The sequence below is a fragment of the Streptomyces sp. NBC_00459 genome, assembly GCF_036013955.1.
Taxonomy (GTDB): domain Bacteria; phylum Actinomycetota; class Actinomycetes; order Streptomycetales; family Streptomycetaceae; genus Streptomyces.
On record NZ_CP107903.1, the window covers coordinates 1,761,237 to 1,782,185 of the forward strand.

General features: G+C 70.1%; 17 protein-coding genes. 5 read left to right on the forward strand and 12 right to left on the reverse strand.

The genetic code is table 11. The features are described from left to right. The first annotated feature begins 209 nt into the window (after positions 1 to 209). From OHN74_RS07610 to atzF, 4 genes are all read left to right on the forward strand, one after another. A complete protein-coding gene (locus OHN74_RS07610) occupies positions 210 to 1,034 on the forward strand; it encodes an urea amidolyase associated protein UAAP1 (protein ID WP_327693758.1) in 825 nt (274 codons plus the stop codon). Then, entirely contained in the window at positions 1,031 to 1,666 is a 636-nt protein-coding gene (locus OHN74_RS07615; protein ID WP_327693759.1) for an urea amidolyase associated protein UAAP2, read from the forward strand. Before OHN74_RS07610 ends, OHN74_RS07615 begins: the two co-directional genes overlap by 4 nt. Beyond that, the gene (locus OHN74_RS07620; RefSeq protein WP_327693760.1) at positions 1,663 to 5,178 is read left to right on the forward strand and encodes a 5-oxoprolinase/urea amidolyase family protein; all 3,516 of its coding nucleotides are present in this window, start codon (positions 1,663 to 1,665) and stop codon (positions 5,176 to 5,178) included. The genes OHN74_RS07615 and OHN74_RS07620 overlap by 4 nt, the downstream gene beginning before the upstream one ends. Before the next feature lie 281 nt (positions 5,179 to 5,459). Further along, on the forward strand, positions 5,460 to 7,136 hold the full coding sequence (atzF, locus tag OHN74_RS07625; RefSeq protein WP_327693761.1) for an allophanate hydrolase: 1,677 nt from the start codon (positions 5,460 to 5,462) through the stop codon (positions 7,134 to 7,136). Positions 7,137 to 7,327: 191 nt separating this feature from the next. Here the strand turns inward: atzF and OHN74_RS07630 are convergent, their stop codons facing one another. From OHN74_RS07630 to OHN74_RS07680, 11 genes are all read right to left on the reverse strand, one after another. After that, on the reverse strand, positions 7,328 to 10,189 hold the full coding sequence (locus tag OHN74_RS07630; RefSeq protein WP_327693762.1) for a DEAD/DEAH box helicase: 2,862 nt from the start codon (positions 10,187 to 10,189) through the stop codon (positions 7,328 to 7,330). Positions 10,190 to 10,305: 116 nt separating this feature from the next. After that, on the reverse strand, positions 10,306 to 11,265 hold the full coding sequence (tatC, locus tag OHN74_RS07635; protein WP_327693763.1) for a twin-arginine translocase subunit TatC: 960 nt from the start codon (positions 11,263 to 11,265) through the stop codon (positions 10,306 to 10,308). Between the two features lie 53 nt (positions 11,266 to 11,318). Continuing rightward, on the reverse strand, positions 11,319 to 11,603 hold the full coding sequence (gene tatA, locus OHN74_RS07640) for a Sec-independent protein translocase subunit TatA (protein WP_164408752.1): 285 nt from the start codon (positions 11,601 to 11,603) through the stop codon (positions 11,319 to 11,321). Between the two features lie 258 nt (positions 11,604 to 11,861). Further along, complete coding sequence (locus tag OHN74_RS07645; RefSeq protein ID WP_327693764.1) at positions 11,862 to 12,056, reverse strand: hypothetical protein; 195 nt, start codon at positions 12,054 to 12,056, stop codon at positions 11,862 to 11,864. 51 nt (positions 12,057 to 12,107) lie between these two features. Continuing rightward, on the reverse strand, positions 12,108 to 12,401 hold the full coding sequence (locus OHN74_RS07650; protein WP_189146338.1) for a hypothetical protein: 294 nt from the start codon (positions 12,399 to 12,401) through the stop codon (positions 12,108 to 12,110). Then, entirely contained in the window at positions 12,398 to 13,465 is a 1,068-nt protein-coding gene (locus tag OHN74_RS07655) for a helix-turn-helix transcriptional regulator (RefSeq protein ID WP_327693765.1), read from the reverse strand. Before OHN74_RS07655 ends, OHN74_RS07650 begins: the two co-directional genes overlap by 4 nt. A 16-nt stretch (positions 13,466 to 13,481) precedes the next feature. Next, entirely contained in the window at positions 13,482 to 14,435 is a 954-nt protein-coding gene (locus OHN74_RS07660) for a helix-turn-helix transcriptional regulator (protein WP_327693766.1), read from the reverse strand. Between the two features lie 201 nt (positions 14,436 to 14,636). Further along, a complete protein-coding gene (locus OHN74_RS07665; RefSeq protein ID WP_189146341.1) occupies positions 14,637 to 15,008 on the reverse strand; it encodes an FKBP-type peptidyl-prolyl cis-trans isomerase in 372 nt (123 codons plus the stop codon). Between the two features lie 56 nt (positions 15,009 to 15,064). Further along, positions 15,065 to 16,048: an FKBP-type peptidyl-prolyl cis-trans isomerase gene (locus tag OHN74_RS07670; protein ID WP_327693767.1), complete on the reverse strand. Its 984-nt coding sequence runs from the start codon at positions 16,046 to 16,048 to the stop codon at positions 15,065 to 15,067. A 297-nt stretch (positions 16,049 to 16,345) separates the two neighbouring features. Then, positions 16,346 to 17,707 (reverse strand): Pup--protein ligase, encoded by a 1,362-nt coding sequence (gene pafA, locus OHN74_RS07675; protein WP_327693768.1) that lies wholly within the window; start codon positions 17,705 to 17,707, stop codon positions 16,346 to 16,348. 9 nt (positions 17,708 to 17,716) lie between these two features. Beyond that, positions 17,717 to 18,976 (reverse strand): MFS transporter, encoded by a 1,260-nt coding sequence (locus tag OHN74_RS07680; RefSeq protein ID WP_327693769.1) that lies wholly within the window; start codon positions 18,974 to 18,976, stop codon positions 17,717 to 17,719. A gap of 108 nt (positions 18,977 to 19,084) precedes the next feature. On the opposite strand from OHN74_RS07680, the gene OHN74_RS07685 reads away from it, so the two are divergent. Then, positions 19,085 to 20,104, forward strand: a complete 1,020-nt coding sequence (locus OHN74_RS07685; RefSeq protein ID WP_327693770.1) for a LacI family DNA-binding transcriptional regulator — start codon at positions 19,085 to 19,087, stop codon at positions 20,102 to 20,104. 90 nt (positions 20,105 to 20,194) lie between these two features. Here OHN74_RS07685 and prcA read toward each other — a convergent pair whose 3' ends face one another. Next, complete coding sequence (gene prcA, locus OHN74_RS07690) at positions 20,195 to 20,932, reverse strand: proteasome subunit alpha (protein ID WP_327693771.1); 738 nt, start codon at positions 20,930 to 20,932, stop codon at positions 20,195 to 20,197. Positions 20,933 to 20,949: the final 17 nt, after the last annotated feature.

The following is a 20,949-nucleotide window of genomic DNA, read 5'->3' on the forward strand; positions in this document are numbered from 1 at the left end:
GTGTTCGATCCTCGCATACCGGCCGGTCCGATGATCTCCGTGAGCAATCGGTAACCGGGTGGCAACGCACGGGCAATTCCAGCGTCTCGCCGTCCGTCTAATTTCTGTCGCGCGACAGAAATTAGGCAGCAGGACAGACACAAGCACCACGAGAAGCGCACCAGAAGCAGTACGAGAAGCAGTACGACTTCGGAGCCGGAGGACCCGCGATGGGGACATCGACCACGTACGGAGCCCGCGACCACGCCCGCGCCCAGGAGGGCGCCCGGGCCGAGGCCATGCCCGTCGTCCCGGCCGCCGACTGGCCCGCGCCGCCCTGTGCGGCGGGCCATCTGGTGTGGGCCGAGACGGTGGCGGGCGGCAACTACACGCACCGGGTACTGGCCCGCGGCACCGAACTGCGCCTGACCGACCTGAGCGGCGACGCCTGCGCCCATCTGCTGCTCTTCGTCGCGGACCGGCCCTGGGAGCGGCTGAACGTCGCCGACACGGTCAAGGTCCAGTGGAACGCCTACCTCGGCGAGGGGCAGTTGCTCCTGTCCGACCAGGGCCGGGTCCTCGCCTCGCTGGTCTCCGACACCTCCGGGCGCCACGACGCGCTGTGCGGCACCTCGACCCTCGTACGCAACACCGGCCGGTACGGCGCCGGCACCCCGCAGTCGCCCTCCCCCGCCGGCCGTGAACTGTTCAAGCTGGCAGCGGCCAAGAACGGCCTCCGACCGCGCGATCTGCCGCCCTCGCTCTCCTTCTTCCAGGGCGTGGAGGTACGCGAGGACGGCGCCCTCGACTTCACCGGCTCGGCCGGACCGGGCGGCAGCGTGACGCTGCGCGCCGAGCAGGACGTCACGGTGCTGATCGCGAACGTCCCGCACCCCGCCGACCCGCGCGACGACTACGTCAGCACCCCGCTGGAGGTGCTGGCCTGGCGCGCCGAGGCGACCCGCCCCGGCGACCCGCTGTGGGAGGCCACGCCCGAGGGCCGCCGCGCGTTCCTGAACACCGCCGAATTCCTTGCCGCGAGGGGGCTGGCATGACCACCACACCGATCGTCCGGACGACCGTCGTTCCGGCCCGCGCCGCCTGGTCGTCCGTCGTCCGCGCCGGCGGGACGCTGACCATCACCGACCTGCACGGCAACCAGGCCGTCGACTTCCTCGTGTACGACGCCCACGACACGTCCGTGCGCTACAGCGCGCCCGACACGATCCACGCGCAGGGCGGGATCTTCCTCACCACGGGCAGCGTTCTGATGTCGAACGAGCACACGCCCCTGATGACCGTGGCCGCCGACGACGTCGGCCGCCACGACACGGTCGGCGGCGCCTGCTCCAAGGAGTCGAACACCCTGCGGTACGGCCACCACACCTGGTCGCAGCACGCGTGCGTGGACAACTTCCTGGCCGAGGGCGCCAAACACGGCCTGGACAAAAGGGACTTGGTCTCCAACATCAACTGGTACATGAACGTGCCGGTGGAGAAGGACGGCACGCTCGGCATCGTGGACGGCCTCTCGGCCCCGGGACTCTCACTCACGCTCCGCGCCGAGTGCGATGTGCTGGTCCTGGTCTCCAACTGCCCCCAGATCAACAACCCCTGCAACGGCTTCGACCCGACCGAGGTGGAGATGACCATCACCGAGGCGGGCACCGAGGCGGGCCCGGCATGACCTTCGACACGCTGCTGGTCGCCAACCGGGGCGAGATCGCCGTGCGCATCATCCGTACGGCACGGGAGTTGGGCCTGCGTACGGTCGCGGTGTACTCCGACCCCGACCGCTCCGCCCCGCACATCCGGCTGGCCGACCAGGCGGTGCGGCTCGGTCCGGCGCCCGCGAAGGAGTCGTACCTCGACGCCGACCTGGTGCTGGCAGCGGCCAAGGAGACGGGCGCGGGGGCGATCCATCCCGGGTACGGCTTCCTTTCCGAGGACGCGGACTTCGCGCGGCGCTGCGAGGACGCCGGGATCGTGTTCGTGGGGCCGACGCCGGGGCAGCTGGAGCTGTTCGGCGCCAAGCACACGGCCCGGGCGGCGGCCGAGGCGGCGGGAGTGCCCCTCGCACCCGGCACCGGACTGCTGGCCTCGCTCGACGAGGCGTACGAACAGGCTGCCGCCATCGGCTATCCCGTGATGCTCAAGGCGACCGGCGGGGGCGGCGGCATCGGCATGTCCGCCTGCGCCTCGGCCGCCGAACTCGCCGACGCCTGGGAGCGGGTGCAGCGCGTCGCCGCCGCCTCCTTCTCCTCGGCCGGTGTCTTCCTGGAGCGGCTGGTCGAACGCGCCCGCCATGTCGAGGTGCAGGTCTTCGGCGACGGCGAGGGCCGGGTCGTGACCTTCGGCGACCGCGACTGCTCGCTCCAGCGCCGCAACCAGAAGGTGGTGGAGGAAGCCCCGGCGCCCGGGATTCCCGCGCATGTCCGAGCCCAACTGGCATCCTCTGCCTCCGACTTGTGCGCCTCGGTCGGCTACCGCTCCGCCGGAACGGTGGAGTTCGTGTACGACGCCGCCCGCGAGGAGGCCTACTTCCTGGAGGTCAACACCCGTCTCCAGGTGGAACATCCGGTCACGGAGGAGATCTACGGCGTCGACCTCGTCGCCTGGATGCTGCGGCTGGCCCGCGGTGAGCGGGACGTCGTACAGGACCCGGGCACCCCACGCGGTCACGCCGTCGAGGCCCGTGTCTACGCCGAGGACCCCTCTCGTGAACACCGGCCCAGCGCGGGCCTGTTGACGCGGGTGGAGTTCCCGGGCGGGGTGCGGGTCGACGGCTGGGTGGAGACGGGCACCGAGGTGACCACGTCGTACGACCCGATGCTCGCGAAGGTGATCGCGTACGGCGCCGACCGGGAGCACGCGCTGCGCCGGCTCGACGAGGCACTGGCCCGCACCCGGGTCGACGGCATCGAGACCAACCTCGGCCTGGTGCGGGCGGCTCTGGCGAACCGGGACTTCCGCGCCGCGACGCACTCGACGGCGACCCTCGCCGGCGTGAGCGATCCGACTCCGCGCATCGAGGTCGTCTCGGGAGGGACTCTCACCACGGTCCAGGACTGGCCGGGCCGCACCGGCTACTGGCAGGTGGGTGTGCCGCCGTGCGGCCCGATGGACGACCGTTCGTTCCGGCTCGGCAACCGTGCCCTGGGCAACGACGAGGGCGCCCCCGGACTCGAATGCACCCTCCAGGGACCGTCGTTGAGGTTCACGCATCCCACGACGGTGTGCGTGACCGGGGCCCCGGCACCGATCACGCTGGACGGATCACCGGTCGCCCAGTGGGAGCCGGTGACGGTACCGGCGGGTGGAGTACTGCAGATCGGTGCTCCGACCGAACAGGGCCTGCGGACGTACGTGCTGTTCGCGGGCGGCGGCCTGGATGTGCCACCGTTCCTCGGCAGCGCGGCCACCTTCACGCTGGGCAGGTTCGGCGGCCACGGCGGCCGGGCGCTGCGCACGGGGGACGTCCTGCACGGCGGAGCGGCTACGGCGTCGGGCGCCCCGGTCCCACCGACCGACCGTCCGGAGTTCGCGTCCCCCTGGCACATCGGCGCCGTCGAGGGCCCGCACGCGGCACCGGAGTTCTTCACCGAGGAGGACATCCACGACTTCTACGCGGCCGACTGGAAGGTCCACTTCAACTCGGCCCGCACCGGCGTACGACTGGTCGGCCCCAAGCCCCGCTGGGCGCGCACCGACGGTGGCGAGGCGGGCCTGCACCCGTCCAACATCCACGACACGCCCTACTCCGTGGGCGCCGTCGACTACACGGGCGACATGCCGGTCCTGCTGGGCCCGGACGGCCCCTCGCTCGGCGGCTTCGTGTGCCCGGCGACGGTCCTCAGCACGGAACGCTGGAAGCTGGGCCAGCTGCGCCCCGGCGACACGGTCCGCTTCGCACCGGTGGACACAACAGGCGTGCAGCGGGCGGCGATCGTGGACGGCGGCGTGCTGGCCCGGGACGGCGACATCACGTACCGGCGAAGCGGCGACGACAACCTGCTGGTCGAATTCGGGCCCATGCAGCTGGACCTGGCGCTCCGGATGCGCGTCCACGCCCTGATGGAGGCGGTGACGGAGCTGCAACTCGACGGGGTGACAGACCTGACGCCGGGCATCCGCTCGCTCCAGATCCAGGCGGACCCGGCCGTGCTCCCCCAGCCCGAACTGCTCGCCGCCATACGGCAGACGGCGACCGCCCTGCCCCCCGCGGACCGCCTCACGGTCCCCTCCCGCACGATCCATCTCCCCCTCTCCTGGGACGACCCGGCGACCCGTGAGGCGATCGCCCGCTACATGGCGGGCGTCCGCGACGACGCGCCCTGGTGCCCGTGGAACATCGAGTTCATCCGCCGAGTGAACGGCCTCGCCTCGGTCGACGACGTGTACCGCACGGTCTTCGAGGCGGAGTACCTCGTACTGGGCCTGGGAGACGTCTACTTGGGCGCACCCGTAGCCACCCCGCTGGACCCCCGCCACCGCCTGGTGACGACGAAGTACAACCCGGCCCGCACCTGGACGGCGGAGAACTCGGTGGGCATCGGCGGCGCCTACCTCTGCATCTACGGCATGGAGGGTCCGGGCGGCTACCAGTTCGTCGGCCGTACGACCCAAGTGTGGTCGGGCTGGCAGCAGCGCGGCGCGTTCGAGCCGGGCTCACCATGGCTGCTGCGGTTCTTCGACCGCATCAAGTGGTACGCCGTCGAGCCCGACGAACTCCTCGAACTGCGCGCCGACATCACTTCGGGCCGCTTCGTCCCCCGCATCGAGGAGGGCGTCTTCTCGCTGGCGGAGTACGAGGGTTTCCTGGCGGAGAACGCGGACTCGATCGCGGAGTTCCGCTCCCGCCAGGGCGCGGCCTTCTCGGCGGAACGGGACGCGTGGGAGGCGGCGGGCGAGTTCACGAGGGCGGAGGCGGCCACGGTGTCTCCGGCACCCTCCCCCGAAGTGACGGTGCCGGCCGGGGGGCGCCTGATCGAGGCCGAATTCGCCGCGTCGGTATGGCAGTTGAACGTGTCGCCGGGCGACGAGGTGACAGCGGGCCAGCCGCTCCTGGCCCTGGAGGCGATGAAGATGGAGTCCCGGATACACGCCCCGATATCAGGAGTGGTCCACGAGATCCTGACCAGACCGGGTGCCCAGGTGGAGGCGGGCACAGCCCTGATGGTCCTGACCCCGCCCGCCTGACATACGGCCCACGTAGATTCTCGCCCCCGCCTCCCTTACCCGTCCCATCCTCGGGGGGCTCCGCTCCCGAACTCCCGCTCCTCAAACTCCCCCGGAGGGGGGACCCCAAGGGGCGGGATCCTTCAGCCCGTCCGGCGTTTGAGGACGAGGCCCCTTCAGGGCCGAAGCGGGGGTCTGGGAGCGCAGCCCCCTGAACAGGAACGGGACGGGTAGGGGCGGCGGGGGCGAACCCCCTTCACCCACCCGCAGCCGACAGCACCACCCCAGCCCAAGGAGCACCGATGTCGACCATCCTCACCCGAGTCCGTACGGCCTACGCCCGCATCGACGCCGTGGACCGCCCCGAGGTATGGATCGACCTGCGCCCCCAGCCCGAGGTCGAGGCAGAAGCCACCCGCATCGACGAACGCCTCGCCGCAGGCGACCACCTCCCCCTCGCCGGCAAACTCTTCGCCGCCAAGGGCAACATCGACGTCCAGGGCCTCCCCACCACCGCCGGCTGCCCCGCCTACGCCTACCACCCCGAGGCCGACGCCCCGGTCGTCGCCCGCCTCAGACACGCCGGTGCCCTCCTCCTCGGCACCACCAACCTCGACCAGTTCGCCACCGGCCTGGTAGGCACCCGCTCCCCCTACGGCCCCGTCCGCAACGCCCACGACCCCACCCGTATCAGCGGCGGATCGAGCTCCGGCTCCGCCACAGCCGTGACACTGGGCCTCGTCGACTTCGCCCTCGGCACCGACACCGCCGGCTCCGGCCGCGTCCCCGCCGCCTTCAACGGCATCGTCGGGCTCAAGCCGACCCGAGGCCTGGTACCCACCACCGGCGTCGTCCCCGCCTGTGCCTCCCTCGACTGTGTGACCGTCTTCGCCCGTACGCTCCCCGAGGCCGAGCAGGCACTCGCGTACATGGCGTCCCCGTCCGACCGCGACCTCCCGCCCCTCCCCCAGCGCGCCCCCGGCCCCTGGCGCGTGGCGGTCCCGCCGCTCGCCCAACTCGGCGAACTCGACCCGGGCTGGGCACAGGCGTACGAATCCGCGGTGGCCCAACTCCGCACGGCAGGTGTCTCCATCCACACCCTCGACCTCACGCCGTTCACCGAGGCCGCCGCGATGCTGTACCAGGGCGCGTTCGTCGCGGAGCGCTACACAGCCGTGGGTGCCTTTGTCGACAAGTTGCTCGCCGAGGGAGGTGAAGCCGGCGCGACCCTCGACCCCACCGTCGCCGGCATCATCACCCGAGCCCGCGACATTCCCGCCCACCAGCTCTACGCCGACCAGGAGCGACTGGCCGCCCTGCACACCCGCGCGCTCGCCGAACTTGCCGACGCAGACGCCCTGTTGCTGCCCACGGCCCCCGGTCACCCCACCCTCGCCGAGGTCGCCGCCGACCCGCTCGGCGCGAACGCCCGGCTTGGCCGCTTCACCAACTCCACGAACCTCTTCGACCAGGCCGCGGTCGCCGTACCAGCGGGCAAGGTCGACGGTCTCCCCTTCGGCGTGATGCTGATCGGCCCGGCGTTCACCGACGAACGGCTCGCCACGATCGCCCGCCTGCTCCGGCCCGAGACCCGCCTCGCGGTGGTCGGCGCGCATCTCGCGGGCCAGCCACTGAACCCTCAGCTCCTCGCCCTGGGCGCCAGGCTGGAACGTACGACCACGACGGCCCCCGTCTACCGTCTGCACGCCCTCCCCACGACCCCGCCGAAGCCGGGCCTCGTCCACGTCGGCGAGGGGGAAACCGGCGGAGCGGCCATCGAGGCCGAGGTGTGGCTACTCCCCGCCGAAGGCCTCGGCCGCTTCCTCGCCGCCCTCCCCCGCCCGATGGCCCTGGGCCGCGTCGAACTCGCCGACGGCACCCACGTATCCGGGTTCCTGTGCGAACCGGCCGCCCTCGAAGGCGCCGAGGACATCACGACGTACGGCGGCTGGCGCGCGTACCTGGACGACCGTCCCTGACCGCCCGGTCTCGGGCACCCGAGCGCAACCAGCGCCGGACGCACGGGAGACCGGCAGCGCAGACGCGCCCCAAAGGGCACGGTGCCGAGCCGGCCTGCGGTTCCACCGGGTGGGTCGAGCGGCTACGGTGAACCGCCCGCACCCACCATCCGTCCACCGGGCCGGACCACAACCCGCCGGACCGCCGGGGGCTACCCCACCGACGAGTAGGCGACAACCCCCCGCAGCAGCCCTTCCACAGCCTTGCGCGCGTTCTTCGCGACCGACGACCCCTCCGCGCCGGAGACAGGCGCCGCGGCCGAGATCTGGCCGAGGACGTCGATGACCTGCTTGCACCACCGGACGAAGTCGCCGGCCGGCATCTCCGCCTCGCGCAGCACCTCGTCCAGGCCCTTGCCCGAGGCCCACTCGTAGGCCGCCCAGGCGAAGCCGAGGTCGGGCTCGCGCTGGCCGACGCCCTCGCTCTGGGTGATCCGGAACTCCTCCTCCAGCGCGTCGAGCCGGCCCCAGATACGGACCATCTCGCCGAGCGCGGCCTTGGCCTTGCCGGACGGCACCTTCGGCGCCATGGCGTCGTCGGCGGCCCGGGACTCGTACACCAACGCCGAGACGCATGCGGCGAGTTCGGCGGGCGACAGCCCGTCCCACACGCCCGCCCGCAGGCATTCACTGGTCAGCAGGTCCAGCTCGCCGTAGAGCCGGGCGAGCCGCTTGCCGTGCTCGGTCACCTCGTCGGCGCGCAGATAGTCCAGCTCGGTGAGCAGGGCGACGATGCGGTCGAACGTGCGGGCGATGGTGTTGGTGCGGCCCTCGATACGCCGTTCCAGCTGCGAGGTGTCGCGCAGCAGCCGGTAGTAGCGCTCGGCCCAACGGGCGTGGTCCTCACGGTCGTTGCAGCCGTGGCAGGCGTGGGCGCGGATCGCGGTGCGCAGCCGGGCGATCTCACGGTCGTCGGCCGCCTGGGCCCGCTGCTTACGGGCCCGCTCGGGCGGGATGTGCCCGGCCTTGGTGCGCAGCGCGGACGCGAGGTCCCGACGTGACTGCGGCGAACGCGGGTTGAAGGACTTGGGGACCCGCATCCGCTCCAACGGCTCGACGGGCACAGGGAAGTCCATCGACGCGAGCCGCTTCACCTGACGTTCGGCCGTGAGCACCAGCGGGCGCGGTCCGTCGTGCTGCTCGAAGCCGCGGTGGCCGTTGGACCGGCCGGCGGGCAGCCCCGGGTCGAGGACGAGCGCGAGACCCGCGTACTTGCCCGTGGGAACATGGATGATGTCACCGGGCTTGAGCTTCTCCAGCGCGACGGCGGCCTCGGCGCGCCGCTGGGCGGCGCCCTGCCGGGCCAGGTCGGTCTCCCGGTCCTTGAGGTCGCGGCGCAGTGCCGCGTACTCCTCGAAGTCGCCCAGGTGGCAGGTCATCGACTCCTTGTAGCCGTCCAGGCCCTCCTCGTTGCGCTGCACCTGCCGGGAGATCCCGACGACCGACTTGTCGGCCTGGAACTGCGCGAACGAGGTCTCCAGCAGTTCGCGCGAGCGGTGCCGCCCGAACTGCTCCACGAGGTTGACCGCCATGTTGTACGACGGTTTGAAGCTGGAGCGCAGCGGATACGTGCGCGTGCCGGCCAGTCCCGCCAGGTGGTCGGGGCTCATACCGCGCTGCCACAGCACCACGGCGTGACCCTCGACGTCGATGCCGCGGCGGCCGGCGCGGCCGGTCAGCTGGGTGTACTCGCCGGGGGTGATGTCGGCGTGCTGTTCGCCGTTCCACTTGACGAGCTTCTCCAGCACGACCGAGCGGGCGGGCATGTTGATGCCGAGCGCGAGGGTCTCCGTGGCGAACACGGCCTTCACGAGGCCCTGTACGAAGAGTTCCTCGACGACCTCCTTGAACGTGGGCAGCATGCCCGCGTGGTGGGCGGCGATGCCTCGCTCCAGGCCCTCCAGCCACTCGTAGTACCCGAGGACGTGCAGGTCCTCGTTGGGGATGGAGGCGGTGCGCTCCTCGACGAGGGCACGCACCCGCTCCCGCGCCTCGTCGTCGTTCAGCCGAAGTCCCGCGTACAGGCACTGCTGTACGGCGGCCTCGCAGGCGGCGCGGCTGAAGATGAAGGTGATGGCGGGCAACAGGCCCTCGGAGTCGAGCCGTTCGATGACTTCGGGCCGCCCCGGCGTCCACACGCGTGAGCGGGATCTGCGCTCCCGCTCACGGTCGGCCTCGCGCATGGCGCGCCCGCGTTTGCGGTCCTGGAAGGACGGCCGCTGGGCCTCCATCCGCGCGAGCCTCGTGAGGTCGGGGTTGACGGCCTTCCTGCTGCCCTCGCCCTCCTCGAAGAGGTCGTACATCCGGCGTCCGGCGAGCACGTGCTGGAACAGGGGCACGGGCCGGTGCTCGGAGACGATCACCTGGGTGTCGCCGCGCACGGTGTCGAGCCAGTCGCCGAACTCCTCGGCGTTGGACACGGTCGCCGACAGCGAGACGAGGGTGACCGACTCGGGGAGGTGGATGATCACTTCCTCCCACACGGCGCCTCGGAAGCGGTCGGAGAGGTAGTGCACCTCGTCCATCACCACGTAACCGAGGCCCAGGAGGGTCTGCGAGCCCGCGTACAGCATGTTCCGCAGCACCTCGGTGGTCATCACGACCACCGGGGCATCGGAGTTGACGCTGTTGTCGCCGGTGAGCAGGCCGACCTTGTCCGCGCCGTAACGACGGCACAGGTCGGAGTACTTCTGGTTCGACAGGGCCTTGATGGGTGTCGTGTAGAAGCACTTCTTGCCCTGCTGGAGGGCGAGATGGACGGCGAACTCGCCGACGATCGTCTTGCCCGAACCGGTGGGGGCGGCCACCAGCACGCCCTTCCCCGCTTCGAGCGCCTGGCAGGCCTCGATCTGGAAGGGGTCGAGGCCGAAGTCGTACATCTCGCGGAAGGACGCGAGTGCGGTGGCCTGCTCGACAGCGCGCTTGCGTGCTGCCGCATACCGCTCGGCCGGTGAGAGGTCCTCTGTCATCGTGCTTTCGAGACTACCGGCCCCCACTGACAACAGGACGATCATTATCCGGATCGATGCCTGCGAAACCCGGGATCGACGCAGCTCAACAACGTGGAAGCGGCCGGGGCGCCTGGTGGGCGCCCCGGCCGCTTCCATGTCGGGGGTGTGGGGACTGAGCCTCAGGTCACGTCGTCATAGCCGTTGACCCGTTCCGTGCCCGTCTGTTCGGGCAGGGCGGCCCGGCTGGCGGAGACGGTCTCGATCTCGCCGATGTCCTCGGGGGTGAGGTCCAGGTCGGAGGCCTCGTCGTCGTCCGGTCCCTCCGCGTCGCGGCGGGACCGGCGTCTGTCGTTGGCCAGGGCGATGGCCGACGCGCCGAAGTACATGATCCAGATGGGGCCGGCCAGCGCCAGCATGGAGATGGGGTCGGTGCTGGGGGTGGCGATCGCGGCGAACACCGTGATGCCCATGATCATGCCCCGCCACCAGCCGGCCATCTTCTTGCCCGAGAGGACGCCACCGAAGTTCAGCATCACCAGCAGCAGCGGCAGCTCGAAGGAGAGGCCGAAGACGAGGATCATCCGCATGATCAGCTGCAGAAGGTCGTCGAGAGGCAGCTGGTTGTCACTGCCGATGATGGAGAACTCCAGCATCACGGACGCCATCTTGGGCAGTGACCAGTAGGCGAAGTAGCCACCCATCAGGAACAGGGGGAACCCCGCCCCCACGAAGCCGAGGCTGTACTTCTTCTCGTGCCGGTGCAGGCCCGGCGCCACGAAGCCCCAGAGCTGGTAGAGCCAGACCGGGGTGGCGAGCACGACGCCGGACGACAGCGAAACGGTGAGCGCGAGCGTGAAGGGGCTGAGCAGACCGTTCTGCACGATGCGCGCGCACTGGGTCGTGTCAGTGGTGGCCTCGGCCAGCTCCGCGAAGCTGTACTTGCACCCCACCGCATCCAGGATCGGGTCCGTGAAGAACTGGATGATGTCCTTGTAGAAGAAGGCCGCGATCACGGTCGTGACGACGATCGCGAGCAGGCTCTTCACGAGGCGGTTTCGCAACTCGCGGAGGTGCTCCACGAGGGGCATCCGCCCCTCGGGATCCCTCTCCTTCTCCTTGTTGCGGGCAGACTTGAGCAACCCACGTCCTCATCTCGTGCGGCAGGCCGGAGGTATCCGGCCTTGCGTCAGCGTCAGCGCTTGGTCGTGTCCGTGGGCTCGGTGACCGGGCGGGCGCTCGTCACGTCACCGGGGGCGGCCTGGATGGTGCGCTGCACCGGGGCCGGCTCATCGGTGTGCGGCGGGGCGGCGGGGGCGGGGTCCTGACCCTCTGACTTCATCGCCTTGGCTTCGCTCTTCAGGATGCGCGCGGACTTGCCGAGCGAGCGCGCCATGTCCGGAAGCTTCTTCGCGCCGAACAACAGGATGATGACGACGAGGATGAGAATGATCTCGGGGGCTCCGAGCCTTCCGAACATAAGTCTTTACCTTCTCACCGAGGCGGCTGGGTGGGGATGCTGTCCGATCGTTCGGACAGGCGTCCGACCGTCGTGTTCACAGCGATCGTAACGCTCGGGGGTAAACCTGAGGCAATCCCTTTGCGTACTCCCGGTTTGCGGTCCGGGCCTCGTTTTCCGGCCGCGATCAGCAGCGTACCTGCCGACACCGACAAGGTGACAGGGCGAAGTCGCCCAAAACACATCAACCCGTGGACTCACAGGAGAGCCGTCGGACAGTCACAGCGCGTCCACAGAGCGTGCCGTGTGCACGGCGGCCCGTTCCAGGTCCTCGGCGGCGCGGCTGATGCGCCGCGCCGAGTCCGTGACCTGCCTTCCCAGGCGCTGCGCCTCCAGGAAGACCCGGACGGCGAGCACCCCGAGAACGGCGAGTCCCAGGAACCCCACAGCGATCGCGAACATCGGCCAGAACATGGCGCCGAGCCTAGCCCCTCCCCGGGTCCCGTCCGCGGGCCGCCCAGGGCCTCACGAGGGCCCGGCCAGCCTCAGTGTCCTGACCCCGCCGCCGGTGAGCAGTTCCACGACACGCTCCCCGGCCGGTTTGCGGACGGTCACGTCGCAGTCGGGGCAGGTGAAGGAGTAGAACGTGGTCCGGCTGGTGGCACCGATGGCCAGGCGCAGGGCGCTCGCGGTGAGCTCGAAGTTGCCGCGGCAGTCCGGGCAGGCGGCGCGGAACACGACGGGGGCCACTCTTCTCATTCCGGCGAAGGCTGCGGCCACGGTCATGTCCCGCACACCTGACATCGGAGACTCGCTCAACGCCCCTGCTCCCGCCTGTCGTACAGCCCGTCCTGAACTCCGTGCGCCCCGGGCGTCCGCAGCTGCGTCCCAGGGGCGGCCCGGGGGGCGTCGTACGCCGCCAGCGCCTCCTGGGCGGCCTGTCGGGCGCTGTCCGCGAGGTCCTGCGGCGAGACGATGCGCCCGTCGCGGCCGAGCCGCAGTGCCAGGCGCCGCAGCGACGCCGGATCGGGGGTGCGCAGAGTGATACGCAGCCCGCCGTCGGGAAGCTCATCGGCGCTGTCGTGCGGGTAGTACTCGGCGACCCAGCGTCCGCCGGGGCCGACCTCGACGACCACCTCGGGGTCCTCGGCGGCGGGCTGCACCAGGCCCTCCGACAGGTCCCGCAGCTCTATCTCCGGCGGGGCGGCCGCCTCGTCCATGATCCTGATCTCGGCGACCCGGTCGAGGCGGAAGGTGCGGCGCGCCTCGGAGCGCCGGCACCAGGCCTCCACGTAGGTGTGTCCGACGCTGACCAGGCGGATCGGGTCGATCTCCCGTTCGGTGAGCTCGTCGCGCGCGGGCGAGTAGTAGCGGATCCACAGGCGGCGGCGCTCGGAGATCGCCCGGTCGACGTCCGCGAAGACCCCGCCCTCGGACTCGAAGGTCACCGACAGCCGCGCGCTGGCCCCGGCGGCCTCGCCCGCCGCCGTCTCCACCTTGGCGGTGGCCCGCAGCAGCGCCTGCCGGTCGCCCTCGCGCAGCCCGGGCAGGGTGGACACCGCGCGGGCGGCGACCAGCAGCGCGGTCGCCTCGTCGGCGGCCAGTCTGAGCGGTTCGGCGGCCTCCTCGCCGAGGGCCGCGGGGTTGTGCCACCAGATCCGGTCGCCGTCGGTGTCGATGTCGAGCAGGTCACCGCCGCGGAAGCTGGTGCCGCACATGGGCAGCACGTCCAAGTCCGAGACCAGCTCGTCCTCGGTGATTCCGAACGCGCGCGCGACGTCACCGACGCGCGCGCCGGGCCGCTCGCGCAGATACGTCACCAGGGACAGCATTCGCCGTGTCTGGTCGATGGCGTTCACGGGCCTGGCCGGTTTGCCTGCCACTTGCTTGTGCTCTCCCTCAGCCCTTGGCCACGGCGCGCAGCCGGTCCACCACGTCGGAACGCAGCTCGGCCGGCTCCAGGACCACCACGTCCGGTCCGAACTCCACCAGCCAGGCGTCCAGCCCGTGCCCGTACGGAATCTCCAACTCGTCCCAGCCGTCGCCGAGTTCCCGCACCGCCGACGCCTTCGCCCGAAGGGGGTAGCCGGCGCCCACCCGCAGCCGGATCAGCGCCGAACGGTCGGCGCTCTCCCCCGCCCAACTGGCGACGGTCTCGCGGACCGTGACGACATCGGGCACCTCGGCGGTGAACTTCGCGCTCCGGCTGCGGACCTTCCCGGTGATCCGCGAAAGCCTGAACACGCGTTCGGCGCTCCGGTCACGGTCCCAGCCCGCCAGATACCAGTGGCCGCGCCAGCACTCCAGCGCCCACGGCTCCACCTGACGGGGCTCCGGGCGGGCGGCGGTGGCCTTGCGGTAGTCGAAGACGACCGGGCGGCGGTCCCGGCAGGCCAGCATCAGCGGCTCGAAAGCCGCCTCGTGCACCGGAATACGGGGTTCCAGGGCGCCATGGGCCTCGTACGGGTCGACATCCTCGGGCAGCCCGGCCGCGCGCAGCTTCTGCAGCGCGCCACTGGCCGCGCCGGCGAGGCGGGCCTGCTGCCAGACCTTCGCGGCCAGGCCCAGGGCGGCGGCCTCCTCGGCGTCGAGGGTGATGGCCGGCAGCCGGTTGCTGTCGCGGCCGGCGCGGTAGCCGATCTCACCGTCGAGGTTCTCGACCGTTTCGATGACCAGTCCGAGCTCGCGCAGATCGTCCTTGTCGCGCTCGAACATCCGATTGAAGGAGTCGTCGCTGCCCGCTTCGAGATAGGCCTCGATGGAGTCACGCAGCTCGCGCTTGCTCAGCGGCCTGCGCGTTCCGAGCAGACACAGCGCCAGATTCATCAGCCGCTCTGCCTTGGCAATGGCCATCGACGCCCTTCGCCTTCCCTATGGTGCTTACGACGGATGACCGTACCGCCCCGAAGTGGCGCGGCAAAAGCCGAGGGCCCATGCCCGGACAGGCATGGACCCCGGATGATCAAGTCCGGTCGAACCCCGTACCTACGCCGTAGGACGATCCGACCTGATCCCGATCACATTCGACTGTCGTACGACGATCGGACCGGACGGTCAGACCGCGACCAGGTCCACCACGAAGATCAGCGTCTCGCCCGGCTTGATCGCCGGCGTGGGGCTCTGGTTGCCGTAGGCGAGGTGGGCCGGGATGGTCAGCTCACGCCGGCCACCGACCTTCATGCCCTGCACACCGAGGTCCCAGCCCTTGATGACCCGGCCCCCGCCCAGCGGGAACTTGAACGGGGTACCCCGGTTCCAGCTGGCGTCGAACTCCTCGCCCGTGCTGAAGGAAACTCCCACGTAGTGGACGGTGACGTTCTGACCCGCCACCGCTTCGGCGCCGTCGCCCTCCCAGATGTCCTTGATCTGGAGGTCCGCCGGGGGCTCGCCACCGGGGAAGTCGATCTCGGGCTTCTCGATGCTCACTTCATCTCTCCTTGTTGCGTGACCTGCGTCGGGAACAGTCTCACAGACGAGCGCGGTCAGACGGCGCCGAGGATGTCCACCACGAAGACCAGCGTGTTCTTCGCCAGCTCACTGCCGGGGCTCGCGCCGTAACCGAGGGAGGGCGGAATCACCAGCAGCACCCGGTCGCCCACGTTCTTGCCGACGAGACCCTGGTCCCAGCCCGCCACCACCGAACCGGTGCCGATCTGGAAGGCGGTGGCGCCACCGTGGTCCCAGGAGGAGTCGAACTTCTTCCCGTCCTCCCACTTGACCCCGGTGTACTGCGCGACCAGCCCCTGCCCGGCCTCGACCTTCTTGCCGCTGCCCTTGATCAGCACCTGCTGCTCAAGGGCCTTGGGAGCCTTGACCCCCTTGGGGATGGTGACGACCGCCGCCTTCTGCGACGGGGCCTCGACCTTGGGCAGGCCCGCCTCGGAGGCCGCCTGCTCGCCCTTGGCCTCGGCCTTGGCGTCGACGGTGCCGACGCCGACCGCGTCGACCACCCAGACCAGCACGTCGGTCGTGGCGAGCCCGGCGGACGTGTTCAGGTTCTCACCGATCAGGTCACCCGCGGTGCCCTGCACCAGGGTCCGGCTGCCGGGCTTCTTGCCCTTCACCGCATCGAGGACCTTCGCGGGCAGTTGCTGGCTCTGCTTGCCGACCTGCTCGACGGACTGCCGTCGGGCCGTCGAGCCGTCTGCCGCGGCAGCCCAGGTGCCGCCGAGTTCCTCAGCGCCGCCCCACTTCTCGACGGTCCAGTCCAGCCGGACGAAGTCGGAGGCCTTGATCGGACTTCCGCTGCCCTCCGAAACCGTCTTGACCACGGTCTTCCCGGCCGGCTTGCCGCCCTTGGGCACAGAGATCTCGGGCTTCTCCCCAACCTTCCCCTTGACCTCGGCGACGCCGCCCACCACCGCCTCGTCCTTCTTCTTGTCGTCCGATCCGCACGCGGCGGCGGTGAACAACAGGGCGGGAACGGCCAGCAGCGCGACCATGCGTCGTTTCGTGTTGTAGTTCATCAGTCCAACTGGGATCGGGGGCGGGGACAATGGCCGCCACTCTACGACCTACGCGCTCCCGGTACGGATCGGCACAGGACACGCCGTCGGACAGGCCATGGTCACAGCGGCCGCCGCGAAGCCGACACCCCGTCACAAATGAGCGCCACCAGGACGAACAATTCCACTCAGGAAATCAGCACAACCCGGAACGGGAACACCCACGGCGGCGCGAGGAAAACGCCGGTGCCCGGAGGCACGAACGCCTCCGGGCACCGGGATCCCACACTGATTACGCGCCGGCCGACCGACAGTCGGTCACATTCCGGCGATCAGCTTCTCCACCCGCTCGTCGACACTGCGGAACGGGTCCTTGCACAACACCGTGCGCTGTGCCTGGTCGTTGAGCTTCAGATGCACCCAGTCGACCGTGAAATCACGGCGCTGTTCCTGAGCCCGCCTGATGAAGTCACCGCGCAGCCGCGCCCGAGTGGTCTGCGGCGGAACCGACTTGCCCTCGAAGATCTTCAAGTCGTTGCAGATCCGCGCGGCTTGGTTCTTCCTCTCCAGCAGGTAGTAAAGACCCCGCCTGCGGTGAATGTCGTGATAGGCGAGGTCTATCTGAGCGACGCGCGGATGCGACATCGTCATGTTGTGCTTGGCCCGGTACCGCTCGATGAGCTGGTACTTCATCACCCAGTCGATCTCGGTGCCGATCCGGTCCAGATCCTCGGCCTCGATGGAGTCGAGCACCCGGCCCCACAGCTCCAGCACCTGCGCGACCGTGCCCGTACGGATACCTCGCCGCTCGACGAAGTCCACGGCCTTCTCGTAGTACTCGCGCTGCACATCCAGCGCCGAGGCCTCCCGGCCGCTGGCCAGCCGCACCTTGCGGCGGCCCGTGATGTCATGGCTGACCTCGCGGATCGCCCGGATCGGGTTCTCCAGAGTCAGGTCCCGCATCACCGTGCCCGCCTCGATCATGCGCAGCACCAGGTCGGTGGCACCGACCTTGAGGAGCATGGTCGTCTCGGACATGTTCGAGTCGCCGACGATGACATGCAGCCGGCGGTAGCGCTCTGCGTCCGCGTGCGGTTCGTCACGCGTGTTGATGATCGGCCGGGAGCGGGTGGTCGCCGAGGAGACGCCCTCCCAGATGTGCTCCGCCCGCTGGCTCACGCAGTACACGGCACCGCGCGGCGTCTGCAGCACCTTGCCCGCACCGCACAGCAGCTGGCGGGTGACGAGGAACGGAATGAGGATGTCCGCGAGCCGGGAGAACTCCCCGTGCCGGGCCACCAGATAGTTCTCGTGGCAACCGTAAGAGTTGCCCGCCGAGTCCGTGTTGTTCTTGAAGAGGTAGACGTCGCCCGCGATTCCTTCCTCGTGCAGGCGTCGTTCGGCGTCCACCAGGAGTCCTTCGAGAATGCGCTCGCCGGCCTTGTCGTGGGTGACGAGTTCCGTCACGTTGTCACATTCCGGTGTCGCGTATTCCGGATGTGATCCCACGTCAAGATAGAGGCGTGCGCCGTTTCGCAGAAAGACGTTGCTGCTACGGCCCCATGACACGACACGGCGGAAGAGGTACCGAGCCACCTCGTCGGGAGACAGACGCCGCTGTCCCCTGAACGTACACGTGACGCCGTACTCGTTCTCCAGCCCGAAAATGCGGCGGTCCATGACTGAACATTACGCCCGATCCCCCGAGCTGAAACGGGATCCGGCAGCACGGTTTGGATCATTTTCCGATGAGACCGCAACCACCGCACCCCCGGCGGGCACCGCCAGCACCCGCCCGGTGACCAGCAGAACCAGCAACGACACGGCCCCCGCGGCCCCGGGCACGACGAACCCCCACAGCGTTCCGCCCCACTCCACGACCGGCCCCGCGAGGCCCGTTCCCAGCGAAGCACCCACGGTGAACGTCGTCACAAGCCAGGAGAAAGCCTCGGTGACCGTCCCCCGCGGGGCATGCCGGTCGACCAGCACGAACACACACGCGAGAGCCGGCGCCAGGAACACACCCGCGAGCACCATCAGCAACGTCATCGCGACCGCACCAGGCATCAGCGTCAAGGGCAGGTAACACACCGCCAGCAGCCCTACCAGCACCGTCAGTCGCCGCTCCGCCGGCCCACTCCACTGCCGCGCCCCGTACACCGACCCACCCAGCAGCGCACCCAGCCCGACGGCCGCCATCAGCCAGCCGTACACCGTGTCACCCCCGTGCTCGTCCGCGTACGACACCGACGCCACCGTGATGGACCCCAGCGCGATCCCCACGAACAGGAACGCCCCCAGCATCACCAGCAGCCCCGGCGACCGCAGCGCCCCCAGCCAGTGCGCCTCGCGCGGCGCCGAACGCCAGTCCCGCGAAGGCGGCGACAGCACCACGGAGAGCGCCCCCAGGACCCCGATCACGTTCAGCACGAGCAACGCGGCCTGCGCCGACCACAGTGACGCGCACAACGTCACCAGCAAGGGCCCCAGGGTGAACATGACCTCCTGCGCCACCGCGTCTATCGCGTACGCCGTGTGCACCTGGCCCTCCTCGCGGAGCACAGAGGGCCACAGCGCCCGCAGACCGCCCTCCAGGGGAGGCGTGAACAACCCGGCGACCGCCACGGCGGCATACGCGAGGGGCAGCGGATCCGTGCCCGCGAACGCGAACGCCGCCATGCCGAACGCCGACACGAACGCGGCCGACAGCTGGACCCGCGGCTGCCCGTACAGATCGACCAGCCGCCCCAGCAGCGGCTGTCCCACGGCATTGGCCACCCCGTAGGCCGCGGCGAGCCCGCCGGCCAGGCTGTAGGTGCCGCCTTCGGCCCGGACGAACAGCACGATGGCGATCGCCGCCGTGGCGTTCGGCAATCGGCCCACCAGGGTGCCCACGAGCAGCCGCACCGCATGCCGTGCCCTGAGGATCTCCAGGTAACCCGTCGCCATGACCCGCCCTTCCCGTCCATCGCGACGCCGGAAGTGTTACGTATAACGTCGCCCGTCATACGTACCATGTGCCCAGTCCGCACGTCCACACGAAGGAGCAGGCACACGGTGGCACGAGGCAGCACCCGACCCACCAGCCGCGACGTAGCCCGGGCCGCAGGCGTCTCCCAGGCCGCCGTCTCCCTCGTCCTCGGCGACAAATGGCGCGGCCGCGTCTCAGAGACCACCGCGGACCGCGTACGCACCGCCGCCCGCGAACTCGGCTACCGCCCCAACCTCGCAGCCCGCAACCTGCGCCTCGGCCACACCCGCACCGTCCTCCTCGTCGTCCCCGCTCTCACCACCGAGTTCTTCGCCGGCGTCTACACCGGAGCCGCCCGCGTCGCCGCCGAACACGGCTTCGGCGTCGTCCTCTACCCCTCCCCCGAAGGCATCGGCCCCGCCCGAGACCCCTTCCACTCCGCCCAGGCCGCCCTCGACGGCGTCCTCGCCTCCTCCATGGCAGCCGACGCCCTCACCGCCATCCGCGGCGACCAGCTCCCCCTCGTCATGCTCGACAGCGACCCCCAGGGCAGCCTCGGCGCCGCCACCGTCAACCTCGACATCGCCGACGGCGTACGCCAGATCGCCGACCACCTCCTCGGCCTCGGCCACCGCAGCTTCCTCCACCTCGCCGCCGACATCCCCTCCTGGACCTTCGCCGTACGAGCCCACGAACTCGCCACACGGCTCGCCACCGTCCCGGACACCCACGTACGCACCATCCACGCCCCCATCTCCATCGAGGGCGCCCAGCAGGCCACCACAGCCGCCCTCACCGGCCCCGGCCCCCACCCCACCGCTCTCGTCTGCGACGACGACAAACTCGCCACCGGCGCCTACAAGGCCATCCGCCGCCTCGGCCTGCGCGTCCCCGACGACCTCTCCGTCACCGGCCTCGACGACCTCGCCCTCGCCACCGCCATCGACCCCGAGCTGACGACCGTCCGCCTCGACGCCGAACTCTTCGGCGAACGCGGTATGCAGGCCCTCCTCGCCGTACTCGACGGCCGCACCCCCACCCAGGGCGACATCCCCGTCCAACTCGTCGTACGCGGCTCCACAGCGCCACCCCGCAGCCGGCCCTGAACCCCACCAACGCCGACACCCCGGCCGCCAGAAGCGACCGGGGTGCGAAAACAGAAAACAAAAGGCGGAACACAACCGCCCACCGGACGACTACTCCTCGTCGGCGCTCTCCGCCTCCGTGGTCGCCCCACCGGCCTCCAGCAACCGCCCGAGCTGACGACCGACGATCCGCTTGAACTTCCGCTTCTGCGGACGCGTACGGTCCAGCACCGCCACCTCCAGCCGCTCCGCCGGAATCTCCCGCTCGGTGCCGTTCGTATCCCGCGACAGAGCCTGAACCGCCAACTTCAGCGCCTCCGCCAAGGACATCCCGTCCTGATGACGCTGATCCAGATACGTACTGATCTGCTCGGCGTTGCCACCGACCGCCACCGAACCGTGCTCATCGACGATCGAACCGTCGTGCGGCAGCCGGTAGATCTGATCACCGTCGGCCGTCTCACCGACCTCCGCGACGACCAACTCCACCTCGTACGGCTTCTCCGCCGCCGAGGAGAAGATCGTGCCCAGCGTCTGCGCGTACACGTTCGCCAGACCACGGGCCGTCACATCGGCACGGTCGTACGTGTACCCGCGCATATCGGCGTACCGCACACCGCCGATCCGCAGGTTCTCGTACTCGTTGTACTTACCGGCAGCCGCGAAGCCGATCCGGTCATAGATCTCGCTGAACTTGTGCAGCGCACGGGACGGGTTCTCGCCGACGAACACGATGCCATCGGCATACTGCAGCACAACCAGACTGCGACCACGGGCGATGCCCTTACGGGCGTACTCCGCCCGGTCGGCCATCGCCTGCTGGGGTGAGACATAGAACGGCGTCGACACCGGATTAACCGTCCCTT

What these genes read in the sequence shown, in the direction of transcription:
- OHN74_RS07610 (WP_327693758.1), top strand. Translation starts at nt 210, where the DNA reads ATGGGGACATCGACCACGTACGGAGCCCGCGACCACGCCCGCGCCCAG.
- OHN74_RS07615 (WP_327693759.1), top strand. Translation starts at nt 1,031, where the DNA reads ATGACCACCACACCGATCGTCCGGACGACCGTCGTTCCGGCCCGCGCC.
- pafA (WP_327693768.1), bottom strand. Translation starts at nt 17,707, where the DNA reads ATGGACCGCCGCATTTTCGGGCTGGAGAACGAGTACGGCGTCACGTGT.
- OHN74_RS07620 (WP_327693760.1), top strand. Translation starts at nt 1,663, where the DNA reads ATGACCTTCGACACGCTGCTGGTCGCCAACCGGGGCGAGATCGCCGTG.
- tatA (WP_164408752.1), bottom strand. Translation starts at nt 11,603, where the DNA reads ATGTTCGGAAGGCTCGGAGCCCCCGAGATCATTCTCATCCTCGTCGTC.
- OHN74_RS07680 (WP_327693769.1), bottom strand. Translation starts at nt 18,976, where the DNA reads ATGGCGACGGGTTACCTGGAGATCCTCAGGGCACGGCATGCGGTGCGG.
- OHN74_RS07645 (WP_327693764.1), bottom strand. Translation starts at nt 12,056, where the DNA reads ATGTTCTGGCCGATGTTCGCGATCGCTGTGGGGTTCCTGGGACTCGCC.
- OHN74_RS07630 (WP_327693762.1), bottom strand. Translation starts at nt 10,189, where the DNA reads ATGATCGTCCTGTTGTCAGTGGGGGCCGGTAGTCTCGAAAGCACGATG.
- OHN74_RS07660 (WP_327693766.1), bottom strand. Translation starts at nt 14,435, where the DNA reads ATGGCCATTGCCAAGGCAGAGCGGCTGATGAATCTGGCGCTGTGTCTG.
- OHN74_RS07670 (WP_327693767.1), bottom strand. Translation starts at nt 16,048, where the DNA reads ATGAACTACAACACGAAACGACGCATGGTCGCGCTGCTGGCCGTTCCC.
- atzF (WP_327693761.1), top strand. Translation starts at nt 5,460, where the DNA reads ATGTCGACCATCCTCACCCGAGTCCGTACGGCCTACGCCCGCATCGAC.